Raw genomic sequence first — 13,232 nt, 5'->3', positions numbered from 1 at the left:
GCTTACTTGTTGTGGCCGGCCGGGCGACCCAGAGGCTCTGAATTGACGATCGCATCTCTTCCGCGGATCAACCGCTCACCGAGTTTGCTGTGTCCGGGCTTTTCCGCCTTGCGCAGGATGATCATCGAGTTTCTGAATTCGATGCTCTCAACCCAACCTTCCGAAATAAATGCAGGAACCGGTTGATGAGGAAAACTCTTCCGAAGAAAGTCTGCGATCGTGCCCTCATTGCGCCAGTGCTCAAAGTTCACCACGTCTGCTAGCGCCTTGAAAAATTCTTGAGCGGCATTAGGTTTGGATAGTCCGCCGCCGAATTCCGGCCAATACAGGGTGTGGGTGTCTTCGACACAATAGACCCCGCCCGGGGCCAGGGCGTCGAACATGTTCAAGAAGGACAGCAGAATGTGGTCGGAGCGATGAGATCCATCATCAATGATCACATCGAAGACGGGGCAAATCGCTCGGATCTTGTTCGCGGTTTCCGGTGTGGTTCCGTCAGCGACTAGCACCTGAACACGCTTGTCTGTGTACTTCAGGTTCGCGCACTTTGGGTCGATGTCGCAGCCAATGAAGATGCGCCCCCTGGCGAAATATTTCGACCATGTCTCCAGTGACCCGCCGTTCTGGATGCCAATCTCCAGTAGCCGGATCGGCCTCCCGCGCAATTCGCGGAACAGCCCATCGTAGACATGAAGATATGACTCCCATTTGTCGCTGACTTTGCCCTTGGTTGCCATGTGAATCTGCTTGAGCGAGCGCCGAAACAGCAAAGAAGCAAGTAGAGGGAATTGCATAGGAATCATTGGATGAGTCAGCTGAAGGACTGGATTGTCTGCGCAGACGGTTTGGTTTTCGCAGGCCGACAACGGGAGAAAGGAGGGGGCTAGCGACGCCCCCACGGGGGCAACGCAGCCTCCCTGGATGTCGTGCCTGTTCTGCGCAGCCTTTTGCCTGGACCCAAGGGCCTCGCTTACAAGGCTGAGCGTTGGTAGGTCTCTGGCACCAGGGCTCGAACGCGGGCATCGTTCGGAAATTCTTTGATCACACTGGTCTTGACGAACGGGAAGCCCATTTGCAGCAGGGTGTCCCAGCGAAGGTAGGTGTCGTTCGGGTCAAAAACCGAAGTTTGCAAGGCGGGAAACAAGGCTTCGCAACGCAACCCGTGCGACTCGAGAACTTCGGTCAGATGAGTTTCATACACATCGATCACGAACGACTTGTCGGGTAGGTTGATCATGCGAGAAAAGAGCGAGATCACCGCCGCGTGCCTCAACGCAGATGCGTTGAACACCAGGAAGTAGCTCTGGAGATGGGCGCGCGGGTGGAGGTTTTCCGTCAGTCCAATGACATCTGCAGGCGAGGCCCTTACCCGGTCGATCATGCGAACGAAATCCTCGCTGCTCAGGGGGCCGACGACGCTGTCGTTGACGACAAACAACCGCGTCCAATGCGCTGCGGGGCTGCACACCTGGAACAGATGCCCCCATGCAGCAAAGTCATAGCCGAGGTTTTCTCGGACATAGGCTCCGCTCAAGCGATCCAGAAGATTGGATTCGATCTCGAGGGCGTCGAGAGGCAAGTCCGTGTTCGCAACCAGCACAACCTTGATGCCGCATTTGAGCATGTGGTCGATGTGGTCCCGGACGTGCGCCTTGATCTGGGCGCTTGCGGCATAAGTGACGAAGAAGCACACGTCGCCAGTAAGGTCCGACGCGACCTTGCGCGTCTGCAGCGCTGCGCAGTTGGCCGGAGAACTCGCCCAACCGACTGTCCGGGAGAGCGATGTGTACTTGTTTTGAAGCTTCACATGCTGCCGGCGCCGAACGTACGGCAGCAGAGCCTTCAATTGACGCCGCCAGATGCGGAACGAATCTCTCAAGGTCATGGAATGGTGGGCGTGGGAAGTGGGCACTGCGCCGGTACGTCAGCGGAATTCAACGTTTCCGTGCTTGTGGACCATGTGCAGCGTGAGGCCAAAGCGCTGCTGCTCTTCGTCCGCCCACCGGCGCGTCTGTGATTTTCGAGCGAACTTGGCCCGCTGGCGACCCCACCAATTGAGGCCCACCTTGCTGTAGAAGTAGCGGTGGTCGCCGAACGACTTGACGCCCTTCTCCTGCTTCATCGCCTTTTGGGTGATCGAGCCAAAGTGGTGCAGCAGCGCGCTGCCGACCGTTCCGACCCGCAAACCATGGCGGCGACAGCGCCAGAGAAATTCGGAATCCTCGCGTCCATAGAGCAGGCGATCGGTGTCGAGAAAGCCAATTTGCTCGAATACGCTGCGGCGCACCGAGAAGCACACGCCGTGAAACCAGCCAATGCGCACCGTGTCGCTCATCTTCCCGAGAAAGTCCTGGGTGAACGCTGCGAGGTCGTAGTCAAGGTCGTCTTCGACCATTGCTGGGCTGACGACCGCCAACTGGTGGCGCTCTGCGGCATCAATCTGGGCCTGGATGAAGTTGTGGCCCGAGACGATGTCGTTGTTGAGCAGCACGACCCAATCGCGGTCGGACAGCATGGCGCCTTGCGTCCATGCGCCTCCGCAGCCGAGGTTGACTGCGTTTCGCACCGAGCGGACGTCCGGTCGTGAGGCGAGCCAAGCTGGCGTGTCGTCGGTGCTGCCGTTGTCCACGACGAGGATGGATGTCGGATCCACGCCGTTGGCCAGCAGGCTGTCGATGCACTGTTTCGTGTAGTGCAACTGGTTGAGCACCGGGATGACGATGGTGTAGCTCATGCGGTTTCGCTCGTGGTCAACTGGGCGCCGCGAAACTGCAGGGCGTGCAGGCGCGCGTAAAGCCCGCCGCGGGCCAGCAGCTCGGCGTGCGAGCCCTGCTCGACGATGCCGCCCTTGTCCATCGCGACGATGCGGTCGGCGCGTTCGATGGTTGAGAGCCGGTGGGCGATGACGAGGCTGGTGCGGCCTTGCATCAGCCGCTCGAGGGCTTGCTGCACCAGCCGTTCTGATTCGGAGTCGAGCGCCGAGGTGGCTTCGTCGAGGATGAGGATCGGGGCGTCCTTGTAGATCGCCCGGGCGATGGCGAGGCGTTGACGCTGACCGCCGGACAGGCGGTTGCCGTTGTGGCCGATGACCGTGTCCATGCCCTGGGGAAGGCCCTTGACGAAGTCGAGCAGGTTGGCGGCTGTCAGCGCGTCGTGCACGCGCTGACGCACGGCATCCGAGGCAACATCAGCGCCGAGCGCAACGTTCGCCAGCACCGTGTCGTTGAACAGCACGACGTCCTGGCTGACGAGCGCGAACTGGCGCCGAAGGGCGGTGACCCGCCAGTCGTGCAGCGGCATCCCGTCAAGCAAGAGCTGCCCTTCGCTCGGCTCCAGGAAGCGCGGCAGCAGGTTCACCAGCGAGGATTTGCCAGCGCCGGAGGGGCCGACCAGCGCGACAGATTCGCCCGGCGACAGCCGAAGATCCACGTGCGCCAGCGCCGGTCGCGGGTCGCTGGCGTAGCGCAGGGTCACGCCGCGCAGCTCCAGCTCGCCGCGGGCGCGGCCGGGGTCGAAGTCGCCGCCGTGCTCGAGCGGTGCATCGGTGATCAGCGCCACGCCGCGGTCCAGCGAAGCCAGGCCACGCGTGATGGGTCCAGCGACTTCGGACAGGTGCTTGATCGGTGCCACCAGCATCAGCATGGCGGTAACAAACGCGACGAAGCTGCCGACCGAACTGCCTTGCGTCGAGCTCTGCCACAAAGCTGTGACGATGATGGCCGAGAGCGCGAAGGCCGCCAGCATCTGCGTGACAGGTGTCATCGTGGCCGACGCCACCACCGCCTTGAGCGACAGTGCGTGGATGCGCTGACTGCTCTTTTCAAAGCGCTCCGATTGCTGGCGCTCGGCCCCATGCAGCCGCACGATGCGCCAGGCGCTGGTGTTTTCTTCGACCACGTAGGCGAGTTCGTCGCCTGCACGTTGCATCTCGACCGTCAGGCGGTGCAGCCGTTTGCTCATGATGCGCATCACGATGGCAACCGCGGGAAAGAGCACGGTCACGAAGAGCGTGAGTTGCCAGTTCAGCCAGAGCAGGTAGCCCACCAGGGCCAGCAGCGTCAGGCTGTCTTTCACCAGCGTGAGCAGCGACGCCACCAACTGGCCGACACCCCCGCCCACCTCGTGGGCCAGCATGTTCGTCAGGCTGCTCGCCGTGTGCCGGCTGAACAGGGTCGGGTCGGACTTCATCAGGGCGTTGAACATCGCCGATCGGATCGTCAGCGTGCCGCGGCCCGCCGCCCACGACAACCCGTACTGGGCCAGGAAGCCCGCAATGCCGCGGATGGCGAACAGCCCGATGATCGACACGGGCACCGCCCACAGCGGCAAGGCATTCGATTTGAAGCCGCTGTCGAGCAAGGGTTGCATCAGCGCCGGGATCGCCGGCTCGGTGGCCGCGCCGATGATCGCCCCGACGATCGCCAGCACAAAGCCCTTCTTGCTGTTGACGAAATAGGGTGCGACCCGCGCGAGCCGCTGGCGCAGAGGTAGGGTGGGTGAAGTCATAGAAAGGAGCGATGCGCCGCGAGGCTCGCGAGGCTAGCCACGGAACTCCGGCCGCACGGGCGGACTCTTGAGGAACATCAGCTTCAAATACTTGTAGTAGGTGTATTCGGCGTTGTAGATCGCGAGCATCAAGCCGCGTTGGCCGTCGAGGAAGCCCAGGCGTACGAAGTAGGTACGCACAAAAGCAAACCAGCCATGAACCACTGCCTTGAAGAGGTTGCCTTCTTTGCCCCGCGCGAGCATGTCGCGGGCGTGGCCGCTGGAATAACGGTCGAGCTTTTCGAGCACGTCGTGCAGGTCGGGGTAGCTGAAGTGCACGAGGCTCGATTGCAGCGTGCCGATGGCGCCGGCAACCGTCATGTGGGCGTGCAGAAAATGGTCGGTGAAGCCCGACTTGGCCTTCCGGCCCAGGCGCAGCGTGTGGTCGGGGCGCCATCCGGAGTGCTGGATGAACCTGCCACAGAACTCGGAAATGCGCGGAATGCGATAACCATCGTGCCGGCCTTCGCGAATGGCCGCGATCACCTCGTCGCGCAGCGCCGGGATGATGCGCTCGTCGGCGTCGAGCGACAAGACCCAATCGCCAGTGGCGAGCGAAAAGCCCCGCGCGACTTGAGGGCCATAGCCTGGCCAATCGGTGATCACCACCTTCGCGCCGGCTTGGCGCGCCAGTTCGGCCGTGGCGTCGGTGCTGTTGGAGTCGAGCACGAGCACCTCGTCGGCGAACGATGCGCTGGCGATGCACTCGCCGATGTTTCGGGCTTCGTTCTTGGCAACGATCACGACGCTCAGGGTCGGTGGGTTTTGCATGCTGTCGTGTGAGCTCGCTCTATCATCGAACATTGTCCACCATCCGGTGTGCCCGCCCGCGGCGCGCCCTTCAGTCTGCCCAGCCATCCATGCGACATCCCAACCGGCGTGACCTTGTCCTGTTGACCGCTTCGAGCGCGCTTGCCGCGCCTGCGTGGGCGCAGTTCCGAGTCGAGATCTCGGGCGTCGGCGCGACGCAGTTGCCCATCGCCATCGTGCGGTTTGCCGACGAGGACAAGGTCCCGCACAGCATGTCGCAGATCATCACGGCCGACCTCGAACGCAGCGGCGCCTTCCGTGCCGTGCCGAACACCGCGAAGTTCGACGAGAGCGCGTCGCCGCAGATGAGCGAGTGGCGCGCCAAGACGGCCGATGCGCTGGTGGCCGGCTCGGTGAGCCGCCTGGCCGATGGGCGGTTCGACATCCGCTTCAAGCTGTGGGACGTGGTCAAGGGGCGTGAACTGGCTGGCGGCAGCCGCGTCGTCGCCCCCGGCGACCTGCGCCTGGCCGCACACCAGGTGGCCGACGCCATCTACGAGAAGCTCACCGGCGAGAAGGGCGTGTTCTCGACGCGCATCGCCTACGTCACCCGCTCGGGGGGCCGTTACGCGCTGCGCGTGGCCGATGCCGACGGCGTGGGTGGGCAGGTGGCGCTCAACAGCTCGGCCTCGATCATCTCGCCGGCGTGGTCGCCCGACGGCCGCGAACTTGCCTACGTGTCGTTCGAGCAGCAGAAGGCCGAGGTCTATGTGCAGGACGTCAGCACCGGGCAGCGGCGCGCCGTGGCGAGCTTTCGGGGGTCGAACAGCGCGCCGGCCTGGTCGCCCGATGGCCGCTCGCTGGCCGCGACGCTCAGCCGTGACGGCGGCTCGCAGATCTACATCATGGGCCGCAACGGCGACAGCCCGCGCCGTGTGACCAACAGCCAGGCGATCGACACCGAGCCCGTCTTTTCGCCCGACGGCAAGCAGCTCTATTTCGTGAGCGACCGCGGCGGCGGCCCGCAGGTCTACCGGGTGCCGGTGGCCGGGGGGGCGGTCGAGCGCGTGACCTTCCACGGCAGCTACAACATCAGCCCGGCGCTCAGCCCGGATGGCCGCTTGATGGCCTATGTGTCGCGTCAGTCCGGGGGCTTCCGCCTGCACCTGCTCGACCTGACCAGCACTGCCGCGCCGATTGCGCTGACCGAATCGACCGCGGACGAGAGCCCGAGCTTCGCGCCCAATGGCCGCTTGATCATCTATGCGACCCGCGCGCAGGGCCGCGACGTGTTGATGACCACCACGCCGGACGGCAAGACCAAGGCGAGCCTGCCTGCCCAGGCGGCCGACCTGCGCGAGCCGGTCTGGGGGCCTTACGCGCGTTGATTGCGGTCGCCCCTGTGCGCGACATGTGCGCCTGGCGCCTGCCTGTGGCCACGGGGTTCAAGTTTCCACGACAGTCTTTTCCAGCATCACCATGAAGAAGGAGTTTCTCAAGATGAATATCACGCGCAGCACCGTGGCGGTGTTTTCGGCGCTGGCCTTGCTGGCTGGCTGTGCCTCGAAGGTTCCGCTGAACGAGCCGGCCAAGGTCGAGACCCGCACGCCCATCGCTCCGACCACCCCCAGCACCGGCAGCGATGGCGCCACCGCCGGCGGCGCGGGTGCCGGCAACGTCGCGAAGGTGGACCTGACCCAGCAGCAGACCGCTACCGTGCCGGTGACCGAACGCATCGTGTACTTCGACTACGACAGCTTCGTCGTCAAGGACGAGTACCGCGCGGTCGTCGAGGCGCACGCCAAGCAACTGAGCGCGGACCGCAGCAAGAAGCTCGTGATCGAAGGCCACACCGACGAACGCGGCGGCAGTGAATACAACCTCGCGCTCGGCCAGAAGCGCGCTGAATCGGTGGCCAAGGCGCTGGTGCTGCTGGGTGCGAGCGAGTCGCAGATCGAGTCGGTCAGCTTCGGCAAGGAGCGCCCGGCCGAGCAAGGCAGCGACGAGAGCGCGTGGGCGAAGAACCGCCGCGCCGAACTCAAGCCGCGTTGAACCCGAGGAGGTCGAGGATGAACCTGCGCTTGCGTCCCTTCGCCCCGTGGCTGCTGGCGCTGGCGCTGGCCGCGCCCACGGCGCACGGCTTTCTCAACGACAACGAGGCACGCAAGGCCATCCTCGACCTGCGCCAGCAGGTCGCTCAGAGTGAGGCCGAGCGCGCGAAGGCGCAGGCCGCGTCTGCCGAGACGGCCAAGCAGCTCACCGAGCAGATCAACCAACTGCGCCGCAGCGTGCTCGACCTCAACACCCAGCTCGAGTTGCTGCGCGTGGACATGGCCAAGATGCGCGGCAGTGAAGAGCAGCTGCAGCGCGAGCTGGCCGAGGTGCAGCGCCAGCAGCGCGACATCCAGCAGGGCGTGGACGCGCGCATGCGCAAGCTCGAGCCGCAGAAGGTCGTGGTCGATGACCGAGAGTTTCTGGCCGATGCCGACGAGAAGCGCCAGTTCGACGAAGCCATGGCCGTGCTGCGCAAGGGCGACTTCGGCGGCGCGGCGGCAGCGCTGTCCACCTTTCAGCGTCGTTACCCGTCGAGCGGTTACGCGCCGTCGGTGCTGTTCTGGCTGGGCAACGCGCAGTACGGCAAGCGCGAGTACCGTGAGGCGATGGCGTCGTTTCGCGCGCTGGTGAACAACCACCCCGATCACCCGCGTGCCGCCGAGGCGCTGCTGTCGGTGGCCAACTGCCAACTCGAACTGAAAGACAACAAGGCCGCGCGTCGAACGCTCGACGAGCTGATCAAGGCCTACCCGAAGACCGAGGCCGCCCAGGCTGGTCGCGAGCGCATCGCTTCCTTGCGCTGACGCCCTGCGTTGGCATGACGCGGCGGTCGGCCGGGCCGGCTTCCTAGAATCGCGGCATGCCCGACGCCATCGACCTCACATCGCTCACGCACCAGGTGCTGTGGGCGGTGTTCTTTCTTGCCATGGCCTTCGGGGCTATCGCGCAGCGAACCCACTTCTGCACCATGGGGGCGGTGGCCGACATCGTCCACATGAACGACTGGACCCGAATGCGCATGTGGGTGCTGGCCATGGGCGTGGCGATGCTGGGGTTCAACGGCGTGGTCGCTGCAGGATGGCTGAGTGCCGCCGACAGCCTGTATGCCGCACCGCGCCTGACCTGGCTGTCGGCGATCGTCGGCGGGTTGCTGTTCGGCATGGGCATGGTGCTGGCGTCAGGGTGCGGCAGCAAGACGCTGATCCGCATCGGTGGCGGCAACCTCAAGTCGCTGGTGGTGTTCGTGGTGCTCGGGGTGTCGGCCTTTGCCACGCTCAAGGGCATCACCGGTGTGATGCGTGTCGAGACCGTCGATCGGGTGGCCGTGCTGCTGCCTTCCGGGCAAGACCTGCCCTCGTTGCTGCATCACTTCGCCAGCGGCAGCATGCACGGCTGGGCCGCGGTGATCGGCGGTGCCCTTGGCTTGGCGCTGGTGGCGTTTGCATTGATGCGGCCCGAAGGCCGCAGCCTCGATGTGCTGCTGGGCGGGGTGGGCATCGGTGCGGTGGTGACGGCCGTGTGGTGGGTGTCGGGCCGGCTGGGTTACGTCGCCGAAGACCCCAACACCTTGCAAGAGGCCTTCGTCGGCACTGCGTCACAGCGGATGGAGTCGCTCAGTTTCGTCGCCCCCATGGCGTACACGCTCGACTGGTTGATGTTCTTCAGCGACGCGAGCAAGCGCCTGACGCTGGGCGTCGTCAGCGTGGCGGGTGTGGTGATCGGCTCGGCCGCGGTCGCGCTGGCGACGCGCAGTTTTCAGTGGGAAGGCTTTCGCAGCGTGCGTGACATGGCGCAGCACCTCGTCGGCGCGGTTCTGATGGGTGTGGGCGGCGTGACTGCGCTGGGGTGCACCATCGGGCAGGGTGTGTCCGGCCTTTCGACGCTCAGCGTGGGCAGTTTGCTGGCACTGCTGTCGATGATCATCGGGGCCGTCATCGCGTTGCGCTGGCAGGCCGCCAGGGCATGACATGAACACGACGCGCTCAACCATGGATGCTGACCTCGAACGCCGCTTCGGTGGCCTGCGCCGCTTGTATGGCGACGCGGGCTACGAGCGCATCCGCAGCACGCGCGTGGCGGTGGTCGGTCTCGGGGGCGTCGGCTCCTGGGCCGTCGAAGCCCTGGCGCGCAGTGGCGTGGCAGCGCTCACCTTGATCGACATGGACCACGTCGCCGAGTCCAACGTGAACCGCCAGGTGCAGGCGCTGGGCGCCACGCTGGGCCAGGCCAAAGGCGAGGCCTTGCGCGCGCGCATCGCCGACATCCACCCGGGCTGCGTCGTCACGCTCGTCGATGACTTCGTGAGCGAAGCCAACTGGCCTGCGTTGCTGCCTGCGCCGGTGGACGTGCTCATCGACGCCTGCGACCAGGTGCGCGCCAAGGTCGCCATGGCGCACTGGGCCATGCAAGCCAGCGTGCCTTTCGTGTGCGTGGGGGCTGCGGGGGGCAAGCAGCGCCCGCAAGCCGTCGAAGTGGGCGATCTCAACGACGTGACCCACGACCCCTTGATGGCGTCGATGCGTCAACGCCTGCGAAAGCAACACGGTGCGCCACGTCAGGGCCGCATGGGCGTGACCTGCGTGTTCTCACGCGAAGCTGTGGTGCAGCCTTCGGCGGTGTGCGACGCGGTTGACGAAGGTGCATCGAACGACGGCAGCCTCAATTGCCATGGCTATGGGTCGAGCGTCACGGTGACCGCGACCTTCGGCATGGTGGCTGCTGCGCAGACGCTACAATCTCGGCTTCGCTGACCCAGTTGGCGATACCGCGAAAATTCCAGCTATAATCGTGGGCTTGCTGGGTTGTTAGCTCAGTTGGTAGAGCAGCGGACTTTTAATCCGTTGGTCGTGGGTTCGAGTCCCGCACAACCCACCACTTGGCAAACGCCGCAGCGGCGCAAAAATTTCGGGCTCTTAGCTCAGTTGGTAGAGCAGCGGACTCTTAATCCGTTGGTCGAGTGTTCGAGTCACTCAGGGCCCACCAAAACGAAACCCCGGAATCCTCTTCGAGGATTCCGGGGTTTTTCGTTGGCGGGTGCGTTTTATGCGCCGCGCCTGACCTGAAGGCCGCAGACGGCCAGGCCCACCGAGGCGGGCCCAGCGCGTTCAGGCGCCTGCGAGCTTCTTGAAGGTCGCGATGACTGCGTCGCCCTTGAAGGGTTTGACGATCCAGCCCTTGATGCCGGCGGCCTTGCCGCGCTCTTTCATCAGCGGCGAGTTCTCGGTGGTCAGCATCACGATGTTGACGGCCGAGTTCTTCAGGTCGCTGCGGATCTTCTCGGCCATGGTCAGGCCGTCCATGTTGGGCATGTTCACGTCGCTGACGATCAGCTTGATGCCGGGGTCGGCTTGCAGCTTGGTGAGGCCGTCGCGGCCGTCGATGGCGGTCGAGACAGACAACCCGCTCTTCTTCAGGAACTCGCTCACTTCGCCACGCACGGTGCTCGAATCGTCAACAACAAGGATTTGGGCCATTTCAGTACCTCTTCGATGGGGGATGGTGAATCAGAACAGTTCGAGTTCGCCCGACTCGCACAGCGACTCGACGGAGGGCAGGTTCTCTTTGAAGTTGTCGGGTGACCAAGACAGGCTGAACGCGAACCACTGGTAGACCAGGATCGACCCGCGTTGCGGGTCGCGCCGGTCATGCAGTCGGTACTTCACGCACAGCAGCGGCTCTTCGGAGCCGAACGAGATGTAGCGGTGCTGGTGGTTCACGATGATCGGCACCTGCGTCAGCACGCAGCGGCTGTCGGGGGCGTCGGTGATGAAGCGGTTCTTGAACGCGCCCCAGACCATGTTGGTCGTCTCGCCGAGCAGGTTGTTCAGCTCGCGGAAGTTCACCTCGCCGACGGCGGCACCGAAGGTGTCGCAGGTCATGAACTCCAGCAGTTGCTGCTCTTCGGTCTGCAGCATCATGTAGCCGCGGCACCAACTGCTTTCCAGAGGAATCATGCTGAACAGCTCGCCGTAGATGATGCGGTCCTTCACGAGGCAGGGCGCCTCGTGGCTGACCATCACCTCGGGGAACTGGCCTTCGATTGCCGACTTGGTGACCTCGGTGATGCCGCGCACCAGGGCCGTCGGGTACACGCGGCTGAAGAGCGATTCGCCGATGGCGTCGCGCAGGCGGTCCATGTGGGCCACCGTGTACGACGCGCGAAACAACGGCTGGTCGGCCTCGGCCAGATCGTCGATGTCGGCACGTGCATTGCGCCGCAGGAAGATCGGCAGCTCCGGGCGGATGCGATGGATCTCACGGGCTGCTTCGAGCCCGCCGTTCGCCGTGTGGCCGAAGCCTTCCCAGAGCAGGATGGCGCCCAGGTCGACGTTCGAGCGCAGCACCGACATCGGATTGCCGTCCTCGGCCGCCTTCATCGGGATGAGGCCGTTCTCATCGCAGAACGCCTTGATCGCGCGGTGGTGGTGCTCGTCGTCGTCAAGCACGAGCACCTTGCTGCACAAGGCGGCGCTGTCGTTCATCATCAAAACATCTCCAGTTCACCAGCGGTTTCGGTTGCTTCTTCGGCCGCGCGGGCCTCGAACGGGAAGTCGAGATCGGCAAATGCACACACCGCCAACGTGAGGTGCATCGACACGCCCGCACCGAGGTCGGCCCGGTAGCGTCGCGTGAAGGCCGGCTGCAGCGATTCCACGTGCTGGATGGACTCGGCATGCAGCACGCAAGGCGTGGACATGCCGATGTGCGGATAGAACTGCGCGAGGTCGCGGTTGAGCGCACCGCAGCACAGGTTGCCGCGTTCCATCATCTCGTCGTCGAAGCGCTCTTTGTCCATCGCCTCGGTGCTCACGCCGGCCAACGCTGCGAAGTGCGCGCGCGTGACGGCGTTGCGGTCGAAGTGGATGAACAGCAGCACGCGAAAGAGGTAGGACGACACGGTGAGCATCACCAGCTCGCGCTCGCGCGGCTTGCCGTCGTCGGCCGGCACGACCTCGCAGTCGCTGGCGCTGGCGACGAGCGTGGCCTTCGCCGCTTGTGCGACGAAGTGGTCGAAGCCTGCACGGGCGCGGTCACTGACGACGTGGCTCATGGGCGGCTCCGGGCGGACGTGGCGGTGGTCATGGCCTCAGGCGGCTTCGGTCAGCATGGTCTGGCGCGTGCGGCCGTTCAGCAGCCGCAGCTCGTTGATGGCGCCGGCGATCATCTTGCCGCCGGCCTGCAAGTCCTGGAAGGTGCTGCCGGTGATGAGGTCGTTCTTGTAGAGGTTGCTTCGGTAGTCTTTCGACAGCTTGTCGGCACGCGTGGCGAGGTCGCGCACTTCAGCGGCCACCACCGCGAAGCCCCGGCCGTATTCGCCGGCGCGTGCGGCTTCGATCGAAGCGTTGAGCGCGACGATGATCACTTGGTTGACGATCGAGGCGAACTCGTCGTTCTTCGAGTGCATCTCGCGGTTGTGCTGCAAGAGCTTGTTGAGGTCGCTGTTCCAGCGCTCGAAGGTCTCGATCAGGCCGAGCAGGCGGTCGATGGTGCCGCCGAGCGCGTCCACGCCCTGCAGCGCTTGCGTCTTCAGCAGGCGGGCGTCTTCGGCCAGGCGGCTCAGCATTTCTTCGTGCGCGCGCTGTTGCTGGTGTGCCATGGACTCGACCGAGGCGCGTTCGCTGGCTGCGTTGTGCTGCAGTGCTTCGAGTTGCTGGCGCATCTCCAGTGCCCGCGATTCGGCCGCGTGGCTGGCCGCGTCGGCTTCGCGGCGGGCCGCATCCGCCGCCCGCGCTGCCAACGATCGCGCTCGCCACTGCGCCGCGACGGCGCCTGCGATGAGCCCGAGAACAAACAGAGCGATGGATAGGGTCATGGCGTTGGCTGCTTCACGCCCACCAAACAACGGGCGCTGGGTGGCTGTATCGGCTGCTGGCTGCGAAGCT

General features: G+C 64.6%; 14 protein-coding genes and 2 tRNA genes. 7 read left to right on the top strand and 9 right to left on the bottom strand.

Annotated elements, in window-relative coordinates:
* Nucleotides 1-2: 2 nt before the first annotated feature.
* From AC1KAT_RS02520 to AC1KAT_RS02500, 5 genes are all read right to left on the bottom strand, one after another.
* On the bottom strand, nt 3-737 hold the full coding sequence (locus tag AC1KAT_RS02520) for a hypothetical protein (protein WP_480322445.1): 735 nt from the start codon (nt 735-737) through the stop codon (nt 3-5).
* Between the two features lie 233 nt (nt 738-970).
* A complete protein-coding gene (locus tag AC1KAT_RS02515) occupies nt 971-1,885 on the bottom strand; it encodes a rhamnan synthesis F family protein (RefSeq protein ID WP_480322443.1) in 915 nt (304 codons plus the stop codon).
* 39 nt (nt 1,886-1,924) lie between these two features.
* A complete protein-coding gene (locus AC1KAT_RS02510) occupies nt 1,925-2,734 on the bottom strand; it encodes a glycosyltransferase family 2 protein (RefSeq protein ID WP_480322441.1) in 810 nt (269 codons plus the stop codon).
* Entirely contained in the window at nt 2,731-4,506 is a 1,776-nt protein-coding gene (gene msbA, locus AC1KAT_RS02505; RefSeq protein WP_480322439.1) for a lipid A export permease/ATP-binding protein MsbA, read from the bottom strand. Before msbA ends, AC1KAT_RS02510 begins: the two co-directional genes overlap by 4 nt.
* A gap of 33 nt (nt 4,507-4,539) precedes the next feature.
* Nucleotides 4,540-5,316 carry a glycosyltransferase family 2 protein gene (locus AC1KAT_RS02500; protein WP_480322437.1) on the bottom strand — a complete coding sequence of 259 codons (777 nt, stop codon included), beginning with the start codon at nt 5,314-5,316 and terminating at the stop codon, nt 4,540-4,542.
* Nucleotides 5,317-5,405: 89 nt separating this feature from the next.
* Here AC1KAT_RS02500 and tolB point away from each other — a divergent pair, with 89 nt between their 5' ends.
* The 7 genes from tolB (at nt 5,406) to AC1KAT_RS02465 (ending at nt 10,332) form a co-directional block, all read left to right on the top strand.
* The gene (tolB, locus tag AC1KAT_RS02495) at nt 5,406-6,683 is read left to right on the top strand and encodes a Tol-Pal system beta propeller repeat protein TolB (protein ID WP_480322435.1); all 1,278 of its coding nucleotides are present in this window, start codon (nt 5,406-5,408) and stop codon (nt 6,681-6,683) included.
* Between the two features lie 91 nt (nt 6,684-6,774).
* On the top strand, nt 6,775-7,347 hold the full coding sequence (pal, locus tag AC1KAT_RS02490) for a peptidoglycan-associated lipoprotein Pal (RefSeq protein WP_480322433.1): 573 nt from the start codon (nt 6,775-6,777) through the stop codon (nt 7,345-7,347).
* A gap of 17 nt (nt 7,348-7,364) precedes the next feature.
* A complete protein-coding gene (gene ybgF / locus AC1KAT_RS02485; protein ID WP_480322431.1) occupies nt 7,365-8,153 on the top strand; it encodes a tol-pal system protein YbgF in 789 nt (262 codons plus the stop codon).
* 56 nt (nt 8,154-8,209) lie between these two features.
* Nucleotides 8,210-9,316, top strand: a complete 1,107-nt coding sequence (locus tag AC1KAT_RS02480) for a YeeE/YedE family protein (RefSeq protein WP_480322429.1) — start codon at nt 8,210-8,212, stop codon at nt 9,314-9,316.
* Nucleotides 9,317-9,338: 22 nt separating this feature from the next.
* Nucleotides 9,339-10,100, top strand: coding sequence for a tRNA threonylcarbamoyladenosine dehydratase (locus AC1KAT_RS02475; protein WP_480322427.1), 762 nt, complete (start codon nt 9,339-9,341; stop codon nt 10,098-10,100).
* A 48-nt stretch (nt 10,101-10,148) separates the two neighbouring features.
* A tRNA-Lys gene (locus AC1KAT_RS02470) sits at nt 10,149-10,224 on the top strand.
* A gap of 32 nt (nt 10,225-10,256) precedes the next feature.
* Nucleotides 10,257-10,332, top strand: a tRNA-Lys gene (locus AC1KAT_RS02465).
* Between the two features lie 122 nt (nt 10,333-10,454).
* Here the strand turns inward: AC1KAT_RS02465 and AC1KAT_RS02460 are convergent.
* From AC1KAT_RS02460 to AC1KAT_RS02445, 4 genes are read right to left on the bottom strand one after another with little or no spacing between them, the layout of a single operon-like run.
* Nucleotides 10,455-10,823, bottom strand: a complete 369-nt coding sequence (locus tag AC1KAT_RS02460) for a response regulator (RefSeq protein WP_480322425.1) — start codon at nt 10,821-10,823, stop codon at nt 10,455-10,457.
* Between the two features lie 30 nt (nt 10,824-10,853).
* Nucleotides 10,854-11,831 carry a chemotaxis protein CheX gene (locus AC1KAT_RS02455; RefSeq protein WP_480324291.1) on the bottom strand — a complete coding sequence of 326 codons (978 nt, stop codon included), beginning with the start codon at nt 11,829-11,831 and terminating at the stop codon, nt 10,854-10,856.
* A gap of 2 nt (nt 11,832-11,833) precedes the next feature.
* Nucleotides 11,834-12,400 carry a hypothetical protein gene (locus AC1KAT_RS02450; RefSeq protein ID WP_480322423.1) on the bottom strand — a complete coding sequence of 189 codons (567 nt, stop codon included), beginning with the start codon at nt 12,398-12,400 and terminating at the stop codon, nt 11,834-11,836.
* Nucleotides 12,401-12,436: 36 nt separating this feature from the next.
* Entirely contained in the window at nt 12,437-13,162 is a 726-nt protein-coding gene (locus AC1KAT_RS02445) for a methyl-accepting chemotaxis protein (protein WP_480322421.1), read from the bottom strand.
* Between the last annotated feature and the right edge of the window lie 70 nt (nt 13,163-13,232).

Source organism: Piscinibacter sp. PDB5-1 (genome assembly GCF_056676035.1).
This window is presented reverse-complemented; position numbering and strand designations above follow the sequence as displayed.

Coding starts and splice junctions, on each gene's coding strand:
- AC1KAT_RS02515 (WP_480322443.1), bottom strand. CDS start 1,885: ATGACCTTGAGAGATTCGTTCCGCATCTGGCGGCGTCAATTGAAGGCT.
- AC1KAT_RS02450 (WP_480322423.1), bottom strand. CDS start 12,400: ATGAGCCACGTCGTCAGTGACCGCGCCCGTGCAGGCTTCGACCACTTC.
- AC1KAT_RS02445 (WP_480322421.1), bottom strand. CDS start 13,162: ATGACCCTATCCATCGCTCTGTTTGTTCTCGGGCTCATCGCAGGCGCC.
- AC1KAT_RS02475 (WP_480322427.1), top strand. CDS start 9,339: ATGGATGCTGACCTCGAACGCCGCTTCGGTGGCCTGCGCCGCTTGTAT.
- AC1KAT_RS02455 (WP_480324291.1), bottom strand. CDS start 11,831: ATGAACGACAGCGCCGCCTTGTGCAGCAAGGTGCTCGTGCTTGACGAC.
- pal (WP_480322433.1), top strand. CDS start 6,775: ATGAAGAAGGAGTTTCTCAAGATGAATATCACGCGCAGCACCGTGGCG.
- AC1KAT_RS02520 (WP_480322445.1), bottom strand. CDS start 737: ATGGCAACCAAGGGCAAAGTCAGCGACAAATGGGAGTCATATCTTCAT.
- AC1KAT_RS02510 (WP_480322441.1), bottom strand. CDS start 2,734: ATGAGCTACACCATCGTCATCCCGGTGCTCAACCAGTTGCACTACACG.
- tolB (WP_480322435.1), top strand. CDS start 5,406: ATGCGACATCCCAACCGGCGTGACCTTGTCCTGTTGACCGCTTCGAGC.
- ybgF (WP_480322431.1), top strand. CDS start 7,365: ATGAACCTGCGCTTGCGTCCCTTCGCCCCGTGGCTGCTGGCGCTGGCG.
- msbA (WP_480322439.1), bottom strand. CDS start 4,506: ATGACTTCACCCACCCTACCTCTGCGCCAGCGGCTCGCGCGGGTCGCA.
- AC1KAT_RS02460 (WP_480322425.1), bottom strand. CDS start 10,823: ATGGCCCAAATCCTTGTTGTTGACGATTCGAGCACCGTGCGTGGCGAA.
- AC1KAT_RS02500 (WP_480322437.1), bottom strand. CDS start 5,316: ATGCAAAACCCACCGACCCTGAGCGTCGTGATCGTTGCCAAGAACGAA.
- AC1KAT_RS02480 (WP_480322429.1), top strand. CDS start 8,210: ATGCCCGACGCCATCGACCTCACATCGCTCACGCACCAGGTGCTGTGG.